The sequence below is a fragment of the Salipiger sp. genome (assembly GCF_048261495.1).
In the GTDB taxonomy this organism is placed as follows: Bacteria; Pseudomonadota; Alphaproteobacteria; order Rhodobacterales; family Rhodobacteraceae; genus Salipiger.
The window spans coordinates 203,622-225,431 of record NZ_JBLXFX010000008.1; the positions used below are offsets into that span (position 1 = coordinate 203,622).

General features: G+C 67.9%; 15 protein-coding genes. 4 read left to right on the plus strand and 11 right to left on the minus strand.

The genetic code is table 11. The features are described from left to right. Nucleotides 1–79 precede the first annotated feature (79 nt). Nucleotides 80–847: a GntR family transcriptional regulator gene (locus ACN0RJ_RS17105; RefSeq protein WP_417725012.1), complete on the plus strand. Its 768-nt coding sequence runs from the start codon at nucleotides 80–82 to the stop codon at nucleotides 845–847. A gap of 7 nt (nucleotides 848–854) precedes the next feature. On the opposite strand, the gene ACN0RJ_RS17110 is transcribed toward ACN0RJ_RS17105, so the two are convergent. Together ACN0RJ_RS17110 and ACN0RJ_RS17115 are read right to left on the minus strand one after the other, a co-directional pair. Beyond that, entirely contained in the window at nucleotides 855–1,607 is a 753-nt protein-coding gene (locus ACN0RJ_RS17110) for a cytochrome c biogenesis CcdA family protein (RefSeq protein ID WP_417721363.1), read from the minus strand. 131 nt (nucleotides 1,608–1,738) lie between these two features. After that, nucleotides 1,739–4,636: an Rne/Rng family ribonuclease gene (locus tag ACN0RJ_RS17115; RefSeq protein ID WP_417725013.1), complete on the minus strand. Its 2,898-nt coding sequence runs from the start codon at nucleotides 4,634–4,636 to the stop codon at nucleotides 1,739–1,741. A 497-nt stretch (nucleotides 4,637–5,133) separates the two neighbouring features. On the opposite strand from ACN0RJ_RS17115, the gene ACN0RJ_RS17120 reads away from it, so the two are divergent. After that, nucleotides 5,134–5,580, plus strand: a complete 447-nt coding sequence (locus ACN0RJ_RS17120) for a response regulator transcription factor (protein ID WP_417725014.1) — start codon at nucleotides 5,134–5,136, stop codon at nucleotides 5,578–5,580. A gap of 27 nt (nucleotides 5,581–5,607) precedes the next feature. On the opposite strand, the gene ACN0RJ_RS17125 is transcribed toward ACN0RJ_RS17120, so the two are convergent. Next, nucleotides 5,608–7,755 (minus strand): response regulator, encoded by a 2,148-nt coding sequence (locus ACN0RJ_RS17125; RefSeq protein ID WP_417725015.1) that lies wholly within the window; start codon nucleotides 7,753–7,755, stop codon nucleotides 5,608–5,610. An 81-nt stretch (nucleotides 7,756–7,836) separates the two neighbouring features. Further along, on the minus strand, nucleotides 7,837–8,715 hold the full coding sequence (locus tag ACN0RJ_RS17130) for an NAD(P)-dependent oxidoreductase (RefSeq protein WP_417721367.1): 879 nt from the start codon (nucleotides 8,713–8,715) through the stop codon (nucleotides 7,837–7,839). A 122-nt stretch (nucleotides 8,716–8,837) separates the two neighbouring features. On the opposite strand from ACN0RJ_RS17130, the gene ACN0RJ_RS17135 reads away from it, so the two are divergent. Both ACN0RJ_RS17135 and ACN0RJ_RS17140 read left to right on the plus strand, forming a co-directional pair. Next, the gene (locus ACN0RJ_RS17135) at nucleotides 8,838–11,300 is read left to right on the plus strand and encodes a penicillin acylase family protein (RefSeq protein ID WP_417725016.1); all 2,463 of its coding nucleotides are present in this window, start codon (nucleotides 8,838–8,840) and stop codon (nucleotides 11,298–11,300) included. Next, entirely contained in the window at nucleotides 11,297–12,232 is a 936-nt protein-coding gene (locus ACN0RJ_RS17140) for a phosphotransferase family protein (protein WP_417725017.1), read from the plus strand. Before ACN0RJ_RS17135 ends, ACN0RJ_RS17140 begins: the two co-directional genes overlap by 4 nt. A gap of 19 nt (nucleotides 12,233–12,251) precedes the next feature. Here the strand turns inward: ACN0RJ_RS17140 and ACN0RJ_RS17145 are convergent, their stop codons facing one another. The 7 genes from ACN0RJ_RS17145 to ACN0RJ_RS17175 all read right to left on the minus strand — a co-directional run bounded on the left by ACN0RJ_RS17145 (nucleotide 12,252) and on the right by ACN0RJ_RS17175 (nucleotide 21,773). Next, nucleotides 12,252–13,244, minus strand: a complete 993-nt coding sequence (locus tag ACN0RJ_RS17145) for an FUSC family protein (protein WP_417721370.1) — start codon at nucleotides 13,242–13,244, stop codon at nucleotides 12,252–12,254. Between the two features lie 59 nt (nucleotides 13,245–13,303). Then, on the minus strand, nucleotides 13,304–14,569 hold the full coding sequence (gene hflX, locus ACN0RJ_RS17150; protein WP_417721410.1) for a GTPase HflX: 1,266 nt from the start codon (nucleotides 14,567–14,569) through the stop codon (nucleotides 13,304–13,306). Between the two features lie 17 nt (nucleotides 14,570–14,586). Continuing rightward, nucleotides 14,587–14,826 carry an RNA chaperone Hfq gene (gene hfq / locus ACN0RJ_RS17155; protein WP_417721371.1) on the minus strand — a complete coding sequence of 80 codons (240 nt, stop codon included), beginning with the start codon at nucleotides 14,824–14,826 and terminating at the stop codon, nucleotides 14,587–14,589. Between the two features lie 165 nt (nucleotides 14,827–14,991). Then, nucleotides 14,992–16,506 (minus strand): TrkH family potassium uptake protein, encoded by a 1,515-nt coding sequence (locus tag ACN0RJ_RS17160; RefSeq protein ID WP_417721372.1) that lies wholly within the window; start codon nucleotides 16,504–16,506, stop codon nucleotides 14,992–14,994. A 4-nt stretch (nucleotides 16,507–16,510) separates the two neighbouring features. Next, nucleotides 16,511–17,887 (minus strand): Trk system potassium transporter TrkA, encoded by a 1,377-nt coding sequence (gene trkA / locus ACN0RJ_RS17165; protein ID WP_417721373.1) that lies wholly within the window; start codon nucleotides 17,885–17,887, stop codon nucleotides 16,511–16,513. Between the two features lie 194 nt (nucleotides 17,888–18,081). After that, a complete protein-coding gene (locus ACN0RJ_RS17170; protein WP_417721374.1) occupies nucleotides 18,082–19,512 on the minus strand; it encodes a sigma-54-dependent transcriptional regulator in 1,431 nt (476 codons plus the stop codon). Continuing rightward, complete coding sequence (locus tag ACN0RJ_RS17175) at nucleotides 19,509–21,773, minus strand: ATP-binding protein (RefSeq protein WP_417725018.1); 2,265 nt, start codon at nucleotides 21,771–21,773, stop codon at nucleotides 19,509–19,511. Before ACN0RJ_RS17175 ends, ACN0RJ_RS17170 begins: the two co-directional genes overlap by 4 nt. Between the last annotated feature and the right edge of the window lie 37 nt (nucleotides 21,774–21,810).

Consider the following 21,810-nt stretch of genomic DNA (forward strand, 5'->3'; position numbering starts at 1 on the left):
TGTAGTTCCAGCCCGTTTCGCCAAAGCCCGCGCACCAATCCGACCGGGATGCAGAACGAACGACAAGGGGCTGATACTCATGCAGAATCCGACGCCGCTCTATCATCGGATCTATCTGGTTCTGCGCGAACGCATCCTCGAACGCAGGTATCCGCCCGACGCGCCGATGCCCAGCGAACCGGAATTGTCGCGGCAATTTTCGGTGTCGCGAGTCACCCTGAGACGCACCCTTGAACAGCTCGAACGCGAGGGGCTGATCCGACGCGAGCGCGGGCGCGGCACCTTCGCCACGCCACCCGCCGCGCCGGCGGCGCCGCGCGCGGACATTCGCGGGCTGATCGACAACCTTCTTGCCATGGGGTTGAGGACAAGCGTCGAAGTGCTTGATTTCGCGTATGAACCCACCCCGCCCGAGATCGCGGCCGAAATGGGTGTGCCCCCCGGTACGATCACCCAGCGCGTGGTCCGGCTGCGCTCGGTCAAGGAGGTGCCGTTTTCCTACGCCGTCACCCATGTGCGCGAGGATATCGGGCGCCGCTTCACCGCCGAGGACATCGCCCGCACACCGCTGCTGCAACTGATCACGGAGGCCGGAGGGCGCATCGCCGGGGCGCATCAACGGGTCACGGCCACCGCGGCGGACGAGACGGTCTCACCCCTGCTGGGGGTGCAGATGGGCGCTCCGCTGCTGTGCATCACGAGGGTGGTGCGTGACGAGGACGGCTCCGCGCTGGAGCGTATCCGGGCGCTCTATCACCCGGAACGGTATGAATTCGAACTGGATCTGAAGCCCGAACCGGGCGCCGACGGCGCGCTCTGGCGGCCGGGCTCGGCGGCGGCGCTCTGATCGGCGGTCAGCCGAGTTCTCCCAGGCGCGGAAAGGTTTCCAGCAGCCAGAACGAGAAGGCCGACAGCGCCCCGGTCAGCAGCGCGACACCGACCACCAGCAGCAACAGCCCCATCACCTTTTCGATCAGCGCCATGTGCCGCTTGAGCCGGTTCATCAGGCCGATGGCACGGCTGAGGAACAGCGCGGCCAGAAGGAACGGCAGGCCGAGCCCGGCGGCATAGGTGGCCAGCAGCGCGGTGCCCCGCGCGACCGAGGCTTCGCTCGCCGCCATCGACAGGATCGCGCCCAGTTGCGGGCCGATGCAGGGCGTCCAGCCGAAGGCGAAAGCCAGCCCCAGGATATAGGCGCCGAAGGCCGATCCGCCCGCCTCGCCGGTGTCGATCCGCGCTTCGCGGTCGAGAAAGGGAATGCGGAAGACATGCAGGAAATGCAGGCCGAAGATGATGACGACCACACCCGAGATACGCGACAGAAGTAACTGATTCTGCAGGAAGAAGGTTCCGATCCAGGAGGCGGTGAACCCGAGTAGGACGAAGACCGTGCTCAGCCCCAGGACAAAGAACAGCGCCGCGATCCCCGCACGCCACCGGGCGCGGCCGCCCGCCTCCATCTCGGCGAGGCTGACGCCGGACATGTAGGCGAGATAGGGCGGCACGATGGGCAGGACGCAGGGGCTGAGGAACGAGATGATCCCCGCCGCGAGGGCGACCAGCATGGCGGGCAGAAGGCTCGCGTCGAAGATGTCGATTCCGAACATGCCCCCTGATAGGACATCGCCGCGCCCGCGTCACGCGGCGCGGCGTCACATCCCCGTGGGAGCCCGCAGACCGTCGAAACGAAAACGCCCCGGCGCGGTGCCGGGGCGTTCCTTGCTTTCGTTTCCGGACCTTAGCGGCCGACGGACCACCAGCCGCGCCGCTTGGGCTTCGGATCCTCTTCGGGAGCCTCCGGCGCCTCTGCGGCCACCGTTTCGGCGACGGGCTCGGGTTCGGCGGTTGCTTCCGGCTGAACCTCGGCCACGGCGGCGGGGGTTTCCTCGGGGGTCGGCGTTTCCGCGACCTCCTCCGGTGCCAATGCGGGGTCCTCGGCGACGGGCTCGGGGGCGGTTTCCGCGACCGGCTCGGGCTGAGGCGCGGCCTCTGCCACGGGTGCGGGCTCGGGTGCCGGTTCCGGTGCCGCCTCTGCCGCGGGCGCCTCGGCTGCCGGAGCAGCCTCGGCCGGAGCGGGCATCATGTCGGCGATGGACTCGGCAACCGGAGCGGGCTCGGCCTGCGCCTCTGCCGGAACATCGGCGGACGCTTCGGACGCGGCCTCCGCTGCCGGTTCCTCGGTCGGCGCATCGGCCTCCTTCGGCTTGGCACGGGAGCGCGACCGCGAGCGGGTGCGCGTGCGGGGCTTGGGCTTTTCGTCACCCTCGCCCTCGGGCGCGGATTCCGACGCGGCTTCGGCATCGGCCTCCGGCGCGGCCTCGGCCTCTTCGGTCACCGCGGCGGTATCGCCCTCGCCCGCATCGGAGCTGTCGTCATCCTCGTCGGACTCGGTCTGCCCGTTGTCCGAATCGTTGTCCCGCGACTTCGAGCGCGAGCGCCGACGCCGACGACGGCGCTTCTTGGGCTTGCCGTCCTCGTCCGTCCCCTCTCCGGACCCGTTCGAGCCCGACGACGACCCGTTGGAGGTCGAGGCGGCCGCGGCCTCCTCTTCCTCTTCGTCTTCCTCGTCGCTCACATCCTCGTCGACCTGGTCCATCAGCGTGGTGTCGACCGACACCACCGGCGCCAGCACTTCGGGCACCGAGCGGGTGGCGGTCTTGAATTTCTCCATGGAGAAATCCGGCGAGATCAGGTGCACGTCGCCCTCGATGCGGACCGACATGCCGTAGCGTGCCTCGATCTGCGCCACGTGTTCGCGCTTCTGGTTCATCAGGTAGTTGGCGATGGTCACCGGGGCCTTCACCAGCACCTCGCGCGAGCGGCGGCGCGTGCCCTCTTCCTCGATCTGGCGCAGGATGTTCAGCGCCATGTTGTCGTCCGAGCGGATCAGGCCGGTGCCGTGGCAGACCGCGCAGGGCTGGGTCGTCGCCTCGATCATGCCGGGGCGCAGACGCTGGCGCGACATTTCCATCAGGCCGAAGCCCGAGATCCGGCCCACCTGGATGCGGGCGCGGTCGGTCTTGAGCTTGTCCTTGATCTTCTTCTCGACGGCGGCGTTGTTCTTGCGCTCGTCCATGTCGATGAAGTCGATCACGATCAGACCCGCGAGATCGCGCAGGCGGAGCTGGCGTGCCACCTCTTCCGCGGCCTCGAGGTTGGTCTTGAGCGCGGTTTCCTCGATCGAGCCCTCTTTCGTCGCCCGGCCCGAGTTCACGTCGATGGCCACGAGCGCTTCGGTCACGCCGATCACGATATAGCCGCCGGACTTGAGCTGCACGGTCGGGTTGAACATCGAGCTGAGGTAGCTTTCGACCTGGTAGCGGGCAAAGAGCGGCATCTGCTCGGCGTAGTGCTTCACGTTCTTGGCGTGGGACGGCATGATCATCTTCATGAAGTCCTTGGCGATGCGGTAGCCGCGTTCGCCTTCCACGTGAACCTCGTCGATCTCGCGGTTGTAGAGGTCGCGGATCGAGCGTTTGATGAGGTCGCCCTCTTCGTAGATCTTGGCGGGCGCGATGGACTTGAGCGTCAGCTCGCGGATCTGCTCCCAGAGGCGCTGGAGGTATTCGTAATCGCGCTTGATCTCGGTCTTGGTGCGCTTGGCACCGGCGGTACGCACGATCAGGCCCGCGCCCTTGGGCACGTCGATGGAGGAGGCGATTTCCTTGAGCTTGGAGCGGTCCGCCGCATTGGTGATCTTGCGCGAGATGCCGCCGCCACGGGCGGTGTTCGGCATCAGCACGCAGTAGCGGCCGGCGAGCGACAGGTAGGTGGTCAGCGCCGCGCCCTTGTTGCCGCGCTCTTCCTTGACGACCTGCACCAGCAGGATCTGGCGGACCTTGACGACTTCCTGGATCTTGTACTTCCGCGCCCGCGGCTTGCGCGCCGGGCGGATGTCTTCCTCGGTGTCGTCATCGGCGACGGATTCGATGCTGTCGTCGGTGTTGTCCTCCGAGTCGTCATCGTCCTCGCCGTCATCCTCGTCGGAGGTGTCCTCTTCCGGCGCGGCCTCTTCGGCTTCGGCGGCGGGGGCCTCCTGCGAATCTGCGGCGGGCGCCGCGGCGGTGTCTGCCGGGGCATCGGACGCGGCCTCTTCGGGCGCGTCGAGCGGCTCCGCGACGGGGGTCTCCTCGACCCGCTCCATGGGCGAGCGGCCTTCTTCGGACGATGCTTCCTCGTCGCCGAGGTCGATCGTCTCCATGCCGGAGATCTCGCCGGTCACCGTCTTGTCGCCGGTCTCGGCCTTTTCCGCCTTGCTGGACGAGCGCGAGCGCGACCGCGAACGGCGCGACCGCGAGGATTTGGCGCGCGACTTCTCGCGCTCCTCGTCTTCCTCGGCTTCGGCGGCCAGGGCCGCCTCCTCCTCCATCAGCGCCTTACGGTCGGCGACGGGGATCTGGTAGTAATCCGGGTGGATTTCCGAAAAGGCGAGGAAACCGTGGCGGTTGCCGCCGTAATCCACGAAGGCGGCCTGGAGCGACGGCTCCACGCGCGTGACCTTGGCGAGATAGATGTTGCCGGCTAGCTGCCGCTTGTTTTCGGATTCAAAATCGAATTCCTCGACCTTGTTTCCGTCCACCACCACGACGCGGGTCTCTTCCGCGTGGGTGGCGTCGATGAGCATTTTCTTTGCCATTTTATCCGTCTGCACGGCGCATGCGCCCCGCGTCCCGGAGGACGGAGGGTCGTTGCGGCGTGGCTTGTCTGGGCGAGTTGCGGCGCGCAGGCACGGGAAGACAATCTGTCTTCGCCCGGGTGCCTCATGACTTTCGCGCGCTTCATCGCGGTTCTTCTCCGACGCATCCGGGAGTGCCCCGCCGCGCCTTGTTGCTGCCCGCCGAACTGGGTCCGGTCGTGGCGGTCTTCGTGTGGCCTTTCGACCCTATCGGTCTGCGCCGGGTCCCTCGGGGGAACGCGCCGTCACAGCGAAACTCTCGCGTTCCGGTCGCTAGGCCGGAACGTGCCTTGCAGCATAAGGGTATGGATGTGCATAAGACAATATGGAATATGACGTCCCGGTGAATGCGGCGCAACTTTGCGGGCAATCGCGGGCTGCGAGACGATCCTGCATTGTGGCAAATGCCGTAACCGCATACACCTAACGCGAAACTACCGAAGGTTGTAGGGTGCCCTGTGGCCAGAATCCTCATACTCGAAGACGACGCGGAGTTCGCGGAGCTCCTTTCACTCGACCTCAGGGACATGGGTCACGAGGCCGACATCATCGATTCCGGCTTTCTGGCGCTGCAGATGCTGGCCGACCGGGACTATGACCTGCTGATCGCCGACATCTTCATCTGGAAGGACGGCCAGTCGACCAGCGACGGCGGACTGCTCGTCGCCGGGCGGCTGCGCATCCTGCGAATCATGAAGCGGGACGACAAGCGGGCGCGGATTCCGGTGCTGGCGATCTCGGGCGCCATGGTCCATCCGGGCAACGAACACATCCTGCGGGTGGCGCGCAACATCGGCGCGGACGACGTGCTGGCCAAGCCGTTCACCCCGGCCGAGCTGCATGAAAAGATCGACGCGCTGCTTGCCTCCGGCCCCACCAACATCGAGGCGCCGCTGCGGCACTGAGCGCGCCGGGGGCCGTCCTGCCGGCGCCTAGGCGCCGTCGAGCGCGTCGCGCAGGGCCCTGGCCAGTTCCGCGGGCATGCAGGGTTTCTGCAGAACGGTCACCGTCCCCGCCTCGGCCTGCGCATGGGACAGCCCGGCATAGCCCGACATCAGGATGACCGGCCGGCCCGGCATCCGCGCCCGGACCTTTTCCGCCAGATCGAAGCCGGTCAGACCGCCGGGCATCACCACGTCGCTCAGCAGCAGGTCGAACTCCAGCCCCTGTTCGACCCGGGCCCAGGCCTCCTGCCCCGTGCCGGCGGTTTCCACCCGGTAGCCGAGATCCACCAGCACTTCCTTCATCATTTCCAGCAGGTCGGCTTCGTCCTCGACCAGCAGGATCGTCTCGCCGCCGGCGCGGGCGGGCGGCTCCTGCGACATGGTGCCTTCGCGCTGATCCCTCTCGGTGCCGCGCGGCAGGGTCATGCGCACGGTGGTGCCGTGATCCGGGGCGGAATAGATTCGGAACTCGCCCTCCGATTGCTGCACGAAGCCGTAGACCATGGCGAGTCCGAGGCCGGTCCCCCGTCCCGTCGGCTTCATCGAAAAGAACGGATCGGTGGAACGCGCGCGGATTTCCTCGTTCATGCCGGGGCCGTCGTCGGTCACCGAAATCTCGATGAAGCGCCGCACGATCGTCTCGCCCTCGGCATCCGACGGACCGGCGGGAACCTCCTTCTGCACCGGGCGGGCGGCGACGGTGATCCGACCGCCCTTCTGCGCGTCGCGGATCGCGTCGCGGCCGTTCAGCACGAGGTTCAGCAGGGCGTTTTCAAGCTGGGCCTGGTCGCAATGCACGTACAGCCCCTCCTCCTCGACAAAGCACACCTCCACATCCGCCTCGATGGCGGTGCGGGCCAGCGCCTCGAAATCGCGGAAGACGGCGCTGATCGCGCGGGAATGCGCCTTGCCCGGTGCGCGGCGGCCGAAGGCCAGCAGCCGTTCGGTCAGTTGCCGCGCCCGTTCGATGGTCGACAGAGCCCGGCGCAGCAGACGCTTTGCCTTCTCGGTCTGCGGCTCCTTCATGGTGAGGTTGACCGAATAGAGGATCGTCGCCAGCACGTTGTTGAAATCGTGCGCGATTCCGCCCGAGAGCTGTCCCAGCGCGTCCAGGCGGCTGTTGCGCTCGATCTGCTGGCGGTTGCGCTCTTCGACGGTGACGTCATCCACGAAGATCACCGCCGCGAGGCCGGAACTGGCCTCGGTCAGGGCGGCGCTCGACACGCGGACGTATTGCGCGGGGACGGCGGAGCCCTCCTGTTCGATGTTGAACAGTTCCGCCGCCATGTGGTCGTCGTTGAGCGCGCGAAAACGCAGGTCGACCGACGCCGTGTCGTCCATCTGGCCGGGCACGCGAAAGCGCAGGTGCGCCGGCCAGGGCATCGGCGGGCGCCGTGCCGGGATATTGAGCAGACGCCGCGCGGTCGGGTTGATGAGCCGGATGCCGCCCTGCCCGTCCAGCCCGATCACCCCGCCGGAAATGGCCGAGAACACCGCGTCCAGCCGTTCCTGCTTCTGCCGGATGAAGCGGCCTTCGTAGCGCGACAGCAGGATGAAGAGCACCGTCAGGACCAGCAGCAGCGCGATGCCGACGACGGAAAGCGCGAAATAGGTCCAGGCCAGCGTTTCGACGCTTCCGAACAGCGTTTCGCGGGCCTTGGGGATCGACACCGCGAGTTCGCGCGCGGCCGGAAGATCGTCGACCCGCACCTGCGCGTCGATTTCCTCGACCGGCACGCCCCGGACATGGGACTGCTTCACGATGGAGACCTGCCGACCGTAGGCGCGGACCGCCTCCTGCATCGAGACAAGGTCGATCTCGAGTTCGTTTTCGCGCGACAGCGTGCCGATCTCGTTGATGAGCGCCAGCGCGGTGCGGGCATCCTCTTCGGCCCGGTCGCAATAGAACAGCTCGTTCGGGCGCAGGACGCAGTTCTTGAAATCGTGGATGAGGCCGGTGTAGCCGATGCTCTGCAGCAGTTCCTGCGTCAGTTCCTCGAGCTTCAGTTCGCTGGTGCGCAGATCGCTGGCGTCGTTCTGGATGCGCCAGAGCGACCAGCCGAAAAAGCTCACCGCCAGGATCGAGATGATCCCGCCGACCAGCAACAGCGCGCTGCCCGAAAGCCGTTTGCGCATGATCGGCACCCCTCTTGATCGCGGATATCATGCACCGGCGCGGGAGCGGCGTCTATCGCGACGCGCCCCCGCGGCAGAAATTCAGCTCGGGTCGAAGGCCTTGAGCCGCTTGATGAGGCTGGAGGTGTCCCAGCGTCCGCCGCCCATCGACTGCACGTCCTTGTAGAACTGGTCGACCAGCGCCGTGACCGGCAGCGCCGCGCCGATTTCCTCGCCCGTCGCGAGACAGATCGCCAGGTCCTTGCGCATCCAGTCGACGGCAAAGCCGTGCTCGAATTCGCCGTCGAGCATGGTCTTGTAGCGGTTGACCATCTGCCAGGACCCCGCCGCGCCGCCGCCGATCACGTCGACCACGTCGCGCCCGTCGATCCCGGCCTTCTCGGCAAAGGCCAGACCTTCGGACAGGCCCTGCACGAGTCCGGCGATGCAGATCTGGTTGACCATCTTGCATTTCTGACCCGCGCCGCTGTCGCCGATGCGCTTGCAGAGCTTGGCATAGGCGTCGATCACCGGGGCGGCCGCGTCGTAATCGGGCTGATCGCCGCCGCACATGACGACGAGCTGGCCGTTCTCGGCCCCCGCCTGCCCGCCCGACACCGGCGCATCGACGAAGCCGAAGCCGTTTTCCTTGGCGACCTTGTAAAGCTCCACCGTCACCATCGAACTGACCGTGGTGTGATCGACGAAGATCGCGCTTTCCGCCATGCCGGCAAAGGCTCCGTCCGCCCCGAGGCAGACCGAGCGCAGGTCGTCGTCATTGCCGACGCAGGCCATGACGAAATCCGCGCCTTCCGCCGCCTCGCGCGGGGTGGGCGCCATGCTGCCGCCGTGTTCGGCGACCCATTTGTCGGCCTTTGCGGCGCTGCGGTTGTAGACCGTCACCTCGTGACCGGCCTTCGCCATATGGCCCGCCATCGGATAGCCCATCACGCCCAGACCAAGAAATGCGCATTTTGCCATGGTTCAACCTCCCGTTATCGCAACCGTTCCCAGCCTTGTCGCCCCTGCCCCGCCCCTTGGCAAGGGGGCGAGGGCACGGTAATCCCGCAGGACACCGGCAAAGGACAAAGGCGCAAAGCCCCATGGCGACACTCTTCCGATGGCTGCTCAGGCTTGCCTCGGCCGCGATCCTCATGAGCCTGATCGCGGTCGGACTGGTCTACTATCTCGCCTCGCGATCCCTGCCGGACTACGACAAGACCCTCGCCGTCAAGGGCACCGAGGGCGAGATCGAGATCGTGCGCGACAATGCCGGGGTGCCGCATATCTTTGCCGGAACCGATCCCGATGCCTTCTTCGGCCTCGGCTACGCCCATGCCCAGGACCGGCTGTGGCAGATGACGCTGATGCGGCGCACGGTGCAGGGACGGCTGTCCGAGCTGTTCGGTCGGCGCACGCTGGAAACCGACACGCTGATGCGCCGCCTCGATCTCTACGGGCTGGCGGTGCGTTCGGTCGCGGCGCAGGACGCGCGCACCCGCGCCGCGCTGACCGCCTATGCCGCCGGGGTGAATGCCCGCATCGACGAGATCAACGCCGAGAGCCTGGGCCGGGGCGCCCCGGAGTTCTTCCTCTTCAACGCGCCGCTCGCGCCCTGGCAGCCCGCCGATTCCATCGCCATCGTCAAGCTCATGGCCCTGCAGCTCTCGGGCCAGTTCCGCGACGAGATCCTGCGCGCCCGCACCTCGCTGCTGCTGCCGGACGAAGACCGGCTCAAGGACATCCTGCCCGACATTCCCGGCGAGGGCGTTGCTGCCCTGCCCGCCTATGCCGCGCTGTTCCCCGGCCAGAAGTTCACGCAGTTCGCCGCAAGCCGCTGGAACGACACCCTGTCGCCCTTCCCGGAGCGCGGCCTTGCCGGGGCGTCGAACGCCTGGGCGGCGGCGCCCTCGCGCTCGGCCAGTGCGGGGACGCTGCTGGCCAACGATCCGCACCTCGGCTTCACCGCGCCCTCGACCTGGTATCTCGCCCGGCTCCAGCTTGCCTCGGGCGGGGTGATCGGCGGCACCATCCCCGGCGTGCCCGCCGTCATGCTGGGCCGGTCGGAAAAGCTGGCCTGGGGCATCACCTCGGCCTATCTCGACGACCAGGACCTCTATATCGAGGAACTGAACCCGCAGGGTCCCGAGCAATACCGCACGCCCGACGGCTGGAAGCGCTTCCTGACGCGCAAATCCATCGTCGAGATCAAGGGCGAACCGCCCGTCACCCTGACCCTGCGCTGGACCGACAACGGCCCGGTGCTGCCCAAGGGCGCCTTCGACCTGGCCTCGATCACGCCGCAGGGGCATGTCGTCTCGCTTGCCTGGTCGGCGCTGTCGGATGCGGACACCTCGATGAGCGCGGCGATCGGGCTGATGGAGGCGGGGTCGGTCGACGCGGCGCTGAGCGCCTCCGAAGGCTACATGGCCCCGGCGCAGATGCTGACGCTGATCGACCGCGAACACATCGCGCTGAAACTCGCGGGCGCCATGCCGCAGCGCGATCCCGCCAGCCAGTCGCAGGGGCGCATGCCCTCGCCCGGCTGGATCGCCGCGAACCGCTGGATCGGCATCTACCCCGACAGCGCGAACCCGGTCTGGACGGACCCGCCGGGCGGCCTTGTCGGCAATACCAACAACAAGATCATCGACCGCCCCTTCCCGCTGCACGTCAGCTTCGACTGGGGCGACAGCCAGCGCATCAACCGCTGGTCGCAGCTCATGCAGGGCCGCGAAGTGCACACCCGCGACAGCTTCATCGAGGCGCAGCTCGACACCGTATCGCCCGCGGCGCGGACGCTGCTGCCGCTGATCGGGCGCGACCTTTGGTACACCGGCGAGGCCGCGCCCGAGGGCACGCCCGAACGTCAGCGCCAGCGCGCGCTGGACCTGCTGGCCGACTGGAGCGGCGAGATGAACGAACATCTCCCCGAGCCGCTGATCTACGCGGCCTGGCTGCGCGCGCTGCAGGACCGGCTGATCCGCGACGATCTCGGACCGCTTGCGGACGAATACGACCACGTCGAGCCGCTGTTCATCGAGCGCGTCTTTCGCGATGTCGACGGCGCGGGCGCCTGGTGCGACGTCATCCGCTCGGTCGCGGTGGAAACCTGCACCGACATCGCCCGCCTCGCGCTGGACGACGCGCTGGTCTGGATCTCCGAGCATCACGGCGCGGCGCTCGAATCGCTGCGCTGGGGCGACGCCCACCAGGCCACCCACAAGCACAGCGTTCTGGGCGACGTGCCGGTGCTTCGGTATTTCGTGAACATCCGTCAAAGCACTTCGGGCGGGGATTTCACCCTCGAACGCGGGCGCACTTCGGGCAAGGACCCGGAACCCTTTGCCAACGTGCACGGCGCCACCTATCGCGGCGTCTACGATTTCGCCGACCCCGATTCCTCGGTCTTCATCAGCTCGACGGGCGAATCCGGGCATTTCCTGTCGCGCCATTACGACGATCTCGGCCAGCTCTGGCGGCGCGGCGAATACATCCCGATGTCGCTCGACGCGGACCTCGCCCGTGCCGCCTCCGTCGGAATCACCCGGCTGATCCGTCCGTGAGCGCGCCGTCCGGCGTGCTGGACAAGGCCGGGGCCCGCCGCATCGCGCGCGAGGTGCTGGCGCGCGAGCGCCCCGGCGCGCCCTTCGGGCTCGGCTGTCTCAAGAACCGCGAGGATCCGATGGCCAGTCAGGTGTTCTGCGCCGACCGGCCCGGCACGCGCCTGACCGTCAAGCTCTGGGCCCCCGCACTGGCCGACAAGGCCGCCGCGCAGGCCGCCCGGCACCGCGCCGTGGCCGCGCGCCTGATGGGGGCGCAGGAGGTGCTGTTCTTCGATCCGGAGGCGCGCTGCCTCGGCCTGTCCTATGCCGACGGGCCCACCCTGTCCGAGCTCTGGCCGGTCCTCGCCCCCGCCGCGCGCCTCGACCGGCTGCACGAGGCGGGGCGCTGGCTGGCGGAGTTTCACCACCTCAGCCGCCGCGACCAGCCCTTCCGCCCCGCCGGGCAGATCGCCTGGCTGAACCGGCTTGAGGCATGGTTCGACGCGGGCGAACGCCATATCCCCGACATTGCCGCCTTTCGCGCCGAAGTCCGCGCGATGGAGGCGCTGGCCGCCGAGGTGCGCCGCAGGCCGGCGCAGCGCGCCATCACCCACCGCGACCTGCATCTCGACAACCTGGTGCTGACTCCGGCCGGCCTCTGCGGGCTGGATTTCGAGAACCCGAAGGAAGACGAGCCCTATCGCGACCTGGTCTGGCTGCTGATCCACGCGGTCTCGCTGGCCGATGACGCCACGCCGCTGAGCGATTTCGCTGCCGCCCTCGCGCGCGGCTACGGGGACGGCGTGACCGAACCGCCCCTGCGGCTGTTCCTGCAGCGGCTCTTCGCGCTCGGCGTCTGGGCCGCGACCCCCGAGGCCCCCTCGCTGCGCCAGTCCGCCCGCTATGCCGCCGCGCGCGAGATCGTGGCCGCGCCGGAACCGCTGCTGGTCTGAGGCTGGTCCGAGGCCCGGCTCAGCCGCCGTCGGGCGCGATGATCTGGCGCAGCGCCGCCGGTTTCAGCACGGCCAGCACCCCCGCCGCGACCGCCCCCATGAGCAGCGTCAGCGCGCTGGCCAGAAGCACCGATTCCACACGCTCGGCTGCGAGGATCGAGATGTCGGAAACCATCGAGAGCGCTTCGAGGATGGTGAAGGTCAGCAGCGCCGTACCGAGAAAGGCGCTGCGCGGGATGAACCGGAAGGCCACCGGAAAGACCGTCAGCACCAGCGCCGCCGTCACCCATTGCGGCAGCGCGACGAATGTCAGCGCGACCGAGGCCAGCGCCCCGCAGAGCGTGGCCAGAGTCCGCTTGAGACTGCGCGAGAACAGTGCGCCATAGGGCGGCATGGACAGGATGACGAAGGTCAGCGGCAACCAGAATCCGTGGCTGCCGAACAGGTGCTGACCCAGCCAGACCGCCAGCGTGAGGCCGGTGCCGAAGACCGCGCCGAAGGTGAAGCTGTAGACCCGGCTCTGCCGTTGCAGGGGCTCCGGCGTCTGGGCGCGCCGCAACAGCGTGGTGACGCAGACGCTCCAGACCATGCCCGCGAGGTAGAGCGCCAGCAGCAGCGGCATGTTGTCCGAGGGGATCAGCGGCGAGGTGAAGATGGTCCAGGTCAGGAGCGCCCGCATCGCGGGCCGCGCCAACCGGTGATGGGCGGCGATGGCGGTCATCGCCGAAAGGCAGGCCGCGACCATCAGCGCCATCATCGGATCGCCGAGCGCCAGCATCCCGCCGAGCCCGGTCGACATGGTCGCAAGTAGTGCTACCGGCGCGCCGCCCTCGCGGCTGGCCACATGCGCGGGCATCGCCGCCGCAAAGGCCGCCATTCCCGCAAGGCCGAAGACCGGCACCGCCACCAGCGGCGGCACCAGCACCGCCAGCAGCATGATCCCGACATCGGCCCAGGGCATCAGCCTCGGACCGTCGATGAACCAGGAGACCAACCGCCCGCGTTCTGCCATGTTCCTCTTCCGACCCCCGGCGACCGGACCCCTGCCGGTGCCCTTGCCCCGCGCTCCGCTCAGGTGGCGGCGCGGATCATCTCGAACTGGGCGCGGTCCTTGGCGGTCCAGCGCACCCGCATGACCGTGCCGTCATCGCTCTGGCTTTCGTCCTGGACGAGGCCCTTGTCATAGAGCCACGCCCGCGCCCGACCCTCGTAGAAGGCGAGCACCAGCTCTTCCTCGACCGTGTCGCCCTGAAGCCGGTCCGTCAATGCCTCGAGGAACACGTCCAGCCCCTCGCCGGTGACGGCGGAGACCGCAAAGATCCCCTCGTCCCGCGAGGCGCGCGCCGTGGCCGCCTCGCGCATTTCGGGTTCGAGCCGGTCGATCTTGTTCCAGAGTTCGACCTGCGGCGTCTCCTCGGTGATCCCGAGCGAGGACAGGATGGTGCGCACGTCCTCGGCCTGTTCCTCGGTCGCGGCATGCGAGATGTCGCGCACGTGCACGACGATGTCGGCGGCCAGCACCTCTTCGAGCGTGGCGCGGAAGGCGGCGACCAGTTCGGTCGGCAGATCCGAGATGAAGCCCACCGTGTCGGAGAGGATCACGTCGATCCCCGTCGGCAGCGTCACCGCCCGCATCGTCGGGTCGAGCGTGGCGAAGAGCATGTCCTTGGCCATGACCTCGGCCCCGGTCAGGCGGTTGAACAGCGTGGATTTTCCGGCGTTGGTGTAGCCCACCAGCGCGACGATCGGATAGGGCACCTTGGCGCGCGCCTTGCGGTGCAGATCGCGGGTCTTGACCACCCGGTCGAGCTGCCGGCGCAGGCGCACGAGCTGTTCGTCGATCGCGCGGCGGTCGGCCTCGATCTGGGTCTCGCCGGGGCCGCCCACGAAGCCGAGCCCGCCGCGCTGACGTTCGAGGTGGGTCCAGGCCCGCACCAGGCGCGTGCGCTGGTAGGACAGCGCCGCCATCTCGACCTGCAGCACGCCCTCGCGGGTGGCCGCGCGATCCGAGAAGATCTCGAGGATCAGCCCGGTCCGGTCGAGCAGCTTGACCTTCCATTCCTTTTCGAGATTGCGCTGCTGCACCGGCGTCACCGGACCGTCGACGAGCACCAGCTCGACCTCGGCCTCCTGGATGAGCGCCTTCAGCTCGGCGATCTTGCCCGACCCGAAGAGCGTTCCGGGGTGCGGATCGCGCACCGGCACGACTCCGCTGCCCGCGACCTCGATATCCGGAAGCGCAAGCGCCAGCGACACGGCCTCGGCCAGCGCGCTGTCAGCGTCGCGGCGATCCCGGTCGGACCGCAGGTCGGGATGGATGACCCACGCGCGGGTCACATGCGCGGAATGCTCTTTCAAGCGTCCCCGTCGCCGTCGTAGAGATTGATCGGCTGCGACGGCATGATCGTCGAAATTGCGTGCTTGTAGACAAGCTGCGATTGGCCGTCGCGGCGCAGAAGCACACAGAAATTGTCGAACCAGGTGATCACACCCTGCAATTTCACGCCGTTGATCAGAAAGACCGTCACCGGAACCTTGGTCTTGCGGACATGGTTAAGGAATGCGTCCTGAAGGTTCTGTCTGTCGGAAGCCATTGATATTGCCTTTGTTCTTGCCCTTGCCGTTGTTCGGCATGCCCTCGTCCCGAACGAGTATGGTACGGGAGGTAAGGAACTTCCAGTGCAAAAAAAGGGGCCCTGCGCAAATGCAAGGCGTCGCGGCACCGAGCGCCTGCCGTATGGGCAACTGCGCCCGGCGGCCTAGTCGCGCCAGATGTCCGGGGTCAGAAGCACGATGATCGCCAGCAGTTCCAGCCGCCCCAGCACCATCGCCGCGCAATAGACCAGCTTGGCGCCCGCTTCGAGGTCGGACAGATCCAGCGGCACCTCGGCGGCGGCAAAGACCAGCGGGCCGCAGTTGGTGAGGCCCGAGATCGTCAGCACCATGGCATTCTCGAAATCCAGGCCCAGCAATCCCAGCAGCAGCGAAAACGCCGCGATTGCCATGGCGAAGAGCATGAAGAACACCCAGGCGATGAAGGCCCCGTGCCGCCGCATCCGCCGCGCCATGACACCCGAGCGCCCGACCGAGGACGGATGCACGAGCTTTTCCAGCTCGCGCTTGCCCGCGAGGTAGAGCGCGTAGATCCGCAGCAGCTTGACCCCGCCCGCCGTGGTGGCGACCCCGCCGCCGACGATGGCGAGGCCGAGCAGGATCAGCCCCGGGGTCGACAGTCCCGACCAGCCCTGCGCCTCGACCCAGTCGGCGCTGACGAAGCCGGTGGTCGACAGGTAGGACAGCGCCGTGAACACCCCGCCCCAGAGCGCCCGAAGCGCCAGTTCCAGGTTCTGTTCGCCGCCGACGTCGAAGGCGGCGATCCAGTGCCGCAGGAACAGCGCGACGGGCACCATGATCGCGATGGCGATGCCCATGCGGAATTCCGGGTCGTCCTTGAGGCCCGGTTTGTAGGCGGCGCCGGTATCGCCGGAAAAGGTCAGCCGCGACAGCGCGAAGAACAGGAAGCAGAAGACGATCATCTCGCCCGCGATGCCCGACGGCGCGTTGGCCACCCCGCCCACCGGCGAGATGCCCGAGGTCGCCATGGTCGACATGGCATGGCTCAGCGCCACCAGCGGCGGGTCGCCCGCCACCAGCAGCATCACCCAGAGCGCCAGCGTCAGCCCGCCGTAGATCGGCACCAGCACCACCGCGCTGCGCACCAGCCGTTGCGCCGAATCCACCCGGTCCTCGCGCGCGGCGCCGTCGTTGACGCTCTGCCCCGGCTCGCCCCGCGCCGTCACCTCGAACCCGCCGAGGGTCAGCGGCGCCATGATCGCCGAAGCCGCCACCCAGACCAGCAGCCCGCCCATCCAGCCGACCTGCGCCCGCCAGAGGTGTTCCGCGTCCGACAGCCGCTCCGGCAGGAACAGCGTCGCCCCGGTCGTGGTGAAGGAGGACACCATCTCGACATAGGCGTTGAGGTAGGTCGTGGTGCGCACCGCCTCGTGGAACGGCACCGCCAGCACCGCAGGCAGCAGCACGAAGGCCCCGAGCAGCGCCAGAAGCTGGCGCGAGGGCGAGGTGTTGTGGCGGCGGTTCGACATCGCGATGGCGATCAGCGCGGTCAGCACGAGCCCCACGATCGCGGCGTAGAAAAAGCTGCGCGCGTCGTGGAACCGCTCGTTGGCCAGCGCCACCGAGGCGGGCACGATCATCGACAGGCAGGCGATGCCCGTCAGCAGCAGAAAGAGCGGCATCCTGGCGAGCGTCGACATCGGCTCAGAAGAAGTCGATCGAGACCTGCAGAAGCCGTTCGACCTCCGGCACGTCCTTGGCCATGGCAAACAGGACGATGCGGTCGTTCTCCTCGATCCTGGTGGTGCCCTTGATCTTGATGACCTCGCCCTGCTTCATCACCGCGCCCATCAGCACGCCCTCGGGAAAGTCGATCTCGCGGATGGTCTTGCCCGAAAGCGAGGAGGTCGACAGCACCTCGGCCTCGATCACCTCGGCCTCGGCATCGCCGATGGAATAGACCGAGCGCACGCGCCCGTGTCGGATGTGGCGCAGGATCGAACTCACCGTGGTGGCGCGCGGGTTGATGTAGGCGTCGACGCCCAGCGGCTCCATCAGCGGCACCATGGTCGGGTCGTTGACCAGAGCGATGGCCATGGGGCAGCCCTCGGCCTTGGCGCGCACCGCGGCGAGCATGTTGGTCTTGTCGTCGTCGGTGACGCAGAGCACCGCGTCCGCCCGCTCGATCCCCGCTTCGCGCAGCAGCCCGGTGTCGAGCCCGTCGCCATGCAGCACGATGGTCCGTTCCAGCGCATCGGCCGCCACCTCGGCCCGCTTGCGGTCGCGCTCGATCACCTTGGCGCGGATGCGCTCGGTGCTCTTCTCCAGCGCCTTGGCAACCGCCAGCCCGACGTTGCCGCCGCCGATGACCACGACCCGCTCCTGCTTGCGCTGCGCCTTGCCGAAGATTTCCATGGTGCGGGGAATGTCCTCGGCATGGACCATGATGTAGCAGGCATCGCCGACGAACAGCTGGTCCCCCGGTTCCGGCGCGAACAGCGTGCCGTCGCGCCGGATCCCCACCACGACGCTGCGCAGGGTCGAGAACAGGTCGGAAAGCTGGCGCAGGGGCGTGTTGACGATGGGGCAGTCGGCGTCGATCGTCAGGCCCAGCAACTGCGCCTTGCCCCCGAGGAACCGCTCGGAATCAAAGGCGGATGAGGCCGCGAGACGCTGCAGGGCGGCCTCGGCCACCTCCTTCTCGGGCGAGATCACCACGTCGATCGGCATGTGATCGCGCCGGTAGAGATCCGAATAGATCGCCGTCAGGTAGCTCTGCGCCCGCAGCCGCGCGATCTTGCGCGGGATGTTGAAGATCGAATGGGCCACCTGGCAGGTGACCATGTTGACCTCGTCGGAATAGGTGGCGGCGATGATCATGTCGGCATCGCGCGCGCCGGCCTTCTCCAGCACGTCGGGATAGGAGGCAAAGCCCGCAATGCCCTGAACGTCCAGCGAATCCGTGGCGCGGCGCACCAGGTCGGGATTGTTGTCGACCACGACAACGTCGTTCCTCTCTCCCGAGAGATGCCGGGCGATCTGCCAGCCGACCTGCCCCGCGCCGCAAATGATGACCTTCATGCGTCCCTGCCTACGGCCTCGATGTAGCTCCGGCATGACAGAACCGGCCGGGACGGTCAATGCACCCTGCCCCGCCACGCCTCCCGCGCGGCGGCCAGTGCGTCACGCGGCCACGGCCGCCGAGGAAGAGGCCGCAGGGCCGATGACGAGACAGCCCGCGCGGGCGCGCCCCGCGCCCGCTCCGCCGGATCGGTTCAACCGGCCTTCTGGACGGCGTCCTCGTCCTCGTCGTCTTCCACGTAGGCGACGCGTCCGCCCGATTTCGACCCGGTCACCACGCCCAGCGACTTCAGCTTGCGGTGCAGCGCCGAGCGTTCCATCCCGACGAAGGACGCGGTCCGCGAGATATTGCCCCCGAAGCGGTTGATCTGGGTGAGCAGGTATTCCCGTTCGAAGGCCTCGCGCGCCTCGCGCAACGGCAGGGTCGCCAGGGTGCCGGAGAGCACGACGCGCCCCTCCTCGTCGCCGCCCGAGGGCGACTCCTGCGGCAGTTCCCGGGCCTCGATCGGGCCGGTGCCCTCGCCGAGGATCAGCACCCGTTCCACCAGGTTCTTGAGCTGGCGCACGTTGCCCGGCCAGATCATCGTCTGCAGCAGCGCGACCGCATCCTCCGACAGGCGGCGCATCGGCAGGCCCTGCGACTTGTTGCAGGCCTCGATGAAATGCGTCGCCAGCAGCGGGATGTCCTCGCGCCGATCCTCCAGCGAGGGCACCGGGATCGGCACCACGTTCAGCCGGTGATACAGCTCCTGGCGGAAGCGGCCCGCCGCGATCTCCTCGTCGAGGTCGCGGTTCGTGGACGAGATCACCCGAAGGTCGACCCGCACCTTGTCGCCGCCGCCGACCCGCACGAAGGACTGGTCGACCAGCACGCGCAGGATCTTGGACTGGGTGCCGAGCGGCATGTCCGCCACCTCGTCGAAATAGACCACGCCGCCGTGGGCCTGCTCCAGAAGACCCGGCTCGACCCCGCGCTCGGCGGTTTCGCGGCCGAACAGCACGGCCTCCATGTTCTCGGGTTCGACGCCCGCGCAGTTCACCGTGATGAACGGCGCCGAAGCGCGGCCGGAATGGGCGTGGATGTAGCGCGCGGCCACCTCCTTGCCCGACCCGGCGGGACCGGTCAGCATCACCCGGCCGTTGGATTTCGTCACCTTGTCGAGTTGCCCCACCAGCGTGCGGAACGAGGCGCTCTCGCCGACCATCTGGCTGACCTCGACCTCGCGGCGCTTCAGCTTGTTGTTCTCGCGGCGCAGGCGCGAGGTTTCCATCGCGCGCCGGATCACCACCAGCAACTGGTCGATGTTGAAGGGCTTTTCGATGAAGTCGTAGGCGCCCTGCTTGATCGCCGCCACGGCGATCTCGATGTTGCCGTGCCCGGAGATGATGATGATCGGAATGTCCGGGTTGTCGCGCTTGACCGACTTCAGGATGTCGATGCCGTCCATCTTGCTGTCCTTCAGCCAGATATCCAGGATCAGCAGCCCCGGCGGCTCCGCGTTGATCTCGGTCATCGCATCGGTGGAATTGCCCGCCAGCCGCGTCGTGTAGCCTTCGTCTTCGAGGATATCTCCGATCAGTTCACGGATGTCGCGCTCGTCATCGACGATCAGGATGTCGCTCATGTCTGCTGCCCCTCTAACTCTGTTATCATGCGGTGCTGTGTCGCCGTCCGGGCCGGCGAATGCCCGAGCGGAAGGCGGATCACCGCCATCGCGCCGGGGTGGGACGCGCCGCCGAACAGCGCCGCGTCTTCGAGAACCAGGCTCCCGCCGTGTTCCTCGATGATCTTCTTGACGATCGGCAGGCCCAGGCCGGTGCCCTTGTCCCGCGTCGTCACATAGGGTTCGAACAACCGCGCGCGGTCTTCCGGCAGGCCGATGCCGTTGTCCGAAATGGTGATGAGCGCGCGCCCGTCCTCTTCGCAAAGGCGCACGCGGATTTCCGGGGAATGCCCTTCGGGCGCACCCTTTTCCTGAAGAGATTCAATCGCTTCTCCGGCGTTCTTGATGAGGTTCGTCAAGGCCTGTCCGATCATCGTCGCGTCCAGCTCGGCGGGCATCGGCGCCTCCGGCAGATCGGCGGTGAAGGTCACGCCGGGTTGGCCGGTTTCCTGCAGGATCACCGCCCCGCGCAGCAGCGCGACCACGTCCTCGGGCTTGCGCTCGGGCTCGGGCATGCGGGCGAACTTCGAGAACTCGTCGACGATGCGGCGCAGATCGCCGGTCTGACGGATGATGACCTCGGTCATCTGGTCGAGCTTTTCCGCGTCCTCGCCCTCGAGCTGGCGGCCGAACTTGCGCCGGATGCGCTCGGCCGACAGCTGGATCGGGGTGAGCGGGTTCTTGATCTCGTGCGCGATGCGCCGCGCCACGTCGCCCCAGGCGGCCATGCGCTGCGCGCTGACCAGGTCGGTCACGTCGTCGAAGGCCACCACGTAGCCCTCGAGCGAGCCGTCGCCGCGCCGCCGCACCGACATCCGCGCCAGCAGGTGCTCCAGCCGCCCCTCGCGCGAGACCTTGACCTCTTCCTGCGCCGTTTCCAGCCCGGCATCGCGCAGCCGGTCGAAGATCGCGCCGAATTCCGGCACCGCCACGGTGATCGGCACCGATTCCCGGGTCTCGTGCCAGCCGAGCAGACGCTCCGCCGAGCGGTTGACGAAGGTCACCTTGCCCGCATCGTCCAGCCCGACCACCCCGGAGGTGACCGAAGACAGCACGGAATCGAACAGCCGCTGGCGGCGTTCGATCTGCCGGGTGTTTTCCAGCAGGGTCTCGCGCTGCGCCTTGAGCTGCCGCGTCATCTGGTTGAAGTAGCGGCCGAGCATCGAGATTTCGTCGTCGCCCTCGTCCTCGATCACCTGCACGTCGAGATCGCCGCCCCCGACCCGCTGCGCCGCCCCCGTGAGGCGCCCCACCGGGCGCGACAGCCGCTCGGCGAACCAGAGGCCGAGCCAGATCGCCGCGAGGATCAGCAGCACCGCGAAGCCGAGATAGAGCAGCGCGAAATCGAACAGCCGCCGCCCGCGCTCGCTTTCCTGCTGCTGGTAGAAGCGCGCTGTTTCCTGGGTCTCGTCGAGCAGCGACAGCAGGCGCCCGTCGACCGTGCGGCTGACATAGAGATAACGGTCGGCAAAGGCCGAGAGAGGCAGCAGCGCGCGCAATTCGTGGTTGTCCCAATCCGGGATCATCGCAACGCCGTCGGTATCCGCCGCGCCGAAATCGCTCACCAGCGGCTTTTCGTAGTCGAAGAGGTAGGAGCGTTCGCCCCGGGCGCGGATCTCCCCGGCGCCGTCGATGACATAGGCTTCGCGCAGACCGCGCTGGATCTGCCCCTGCCCCTGCGCCAGGACCTGCCGGATGTCACCGTCGTCCAGCGCGAAATTCGCCCGCCGCGCCGCGTCGATGAAGCGCCCCAGCGCCTCCACGTCCTCGGTCAGGCCCTTGCGCTGCTCGTCCTCGTAGGCTTCGGCCGCGGCAAGCGAGGCCCCGACCACGTTCTGCACCCGCTGGGAGAACCAGGTCTCGAGCCCGATGTTGATGGTGAGCACGGCAAAGACCGCGACGGTGATCGTGGGCAGCAGCGCCATCAGCGCAAACACGCCGGTCAGGCGCAGGTGCAGCCGCGATCCCGCGGATTGCGCCCGCCGGTCCGCGATCATCCGCGCCACCCGCCCGAGCACCAGCGCCGCAATCAGCAGCACGTAGACAAGGTCCGCAAGCAGCACCAGCCGCAGACTGAGCTGTTGACCCCGCCCGCCGTCCAGCGGCCCCAGGACCAGGAATGTCGCCACCGCGAGGATCGGTCCGAGCAGGACCAGTCCCAGCGTTGCCGCGTTCTGCACGCGCCGTTGCCGACGCAGTCGCGTCAGGCGCAACCAACTCATGCTCCGTGCCCGGGTGGCCACAGATATACCTCGCAAA

What these genes read in the sequence shown, in the direction of transcription:
- ACN0RJ_RS17105 (WP_417725012.1), top strand. Translation starts at nt 80, where the DNA reads ATGCAGAATCCGACGCCGCTCTATCATCGGATCTATCTGGTTCTGCGC.
- ACN0RJ_RS17110 (WP_417721363.1), bottom strand. Translation starts at nt 1,607, where the DNA reads ATGTTCGGAATCGACATCTTCGACGCGAGCCTTCTGCCCGCCATGCTG.
- ACN0RJ_RS17115 (WP_417725013.1), bottom strand. Translation starts at nt 4,636, where the DNA reads ATGGCAAAGAAAATGCTCATCGACGCCACCCACGCGGAAGAGACCCGC.
- ACN0RJ_RS17125 (WP_417725015.1), bottom strand. Translation starts at nt 7,755, where the DNA reads ATGCGCAAACGGCTTTCGGGCAGCGCGCTGTTGCTGGTCGGCGGGATC.
- ACN0RJ_RS17130 (WP_417721367.1), bottom strand. Translation starts at nt 8,715, where the DNA reads ATGGCAAAATGCGCATTTCTTGGTCTGGGCGTGATGGGCTATCCGATG.
- ACN0RJ_RS17135 (WP_417725016.1), top strand. Translation starts at nt 8,838, where the DNA reads ATGGCGACACTCTTCCGATGGCTGCTCAGGCTTGCCTCGGCCGCGATC.
- ACN0RJ_RS17145 (WP_417721370.1), bottom strand. Translation starts at nt 13,244, where the DNA reads ATGGCAGAACGCGGGCGGTTGGTCTCCTGGTTCATCGACGGTCCGAGG.
- hfq (WP_417721371.1), bottom strand. Translation starts at nt 14,826, where the DNA reads ATGGCTTCCGACAGACAGAACCTTCAGGACGCATTCCTTAACCATGTC.
- ACN0RJ_RS17160 (WP_417721372.1), bottom strand. Translation starts at nt 16,506, where the DNA reads ATGTCGACGCTCGCCAGGATGCCGCTCTTTCTGCTGCTGACGGGCATC.
- trkA (WP_417721373.1), bottom strand. Translation starts at nt 17,887, where the DNA reads ATGAAGGTCATCATTTGCGGCGCGGGGCAGGTCGGCTGGCAGATCGCC.
- ACN0RJ_RS17170 (WP_417721374.1), bottom strand. Translation starts at nt 19,512, where the DNA reads ATGAGCGACATCCTGATCGTCGATGACGAGCGCGACATCCGTGAACTG.
- ACN0RJ_RS17175 (WP_417725018.1), bottom strand. Translation starts at nt 21,773, where the DNA reads ATGAGTTGGTTGCGCCTGACGCGACTGCGTCGGCAACGGCGCGTGCAG.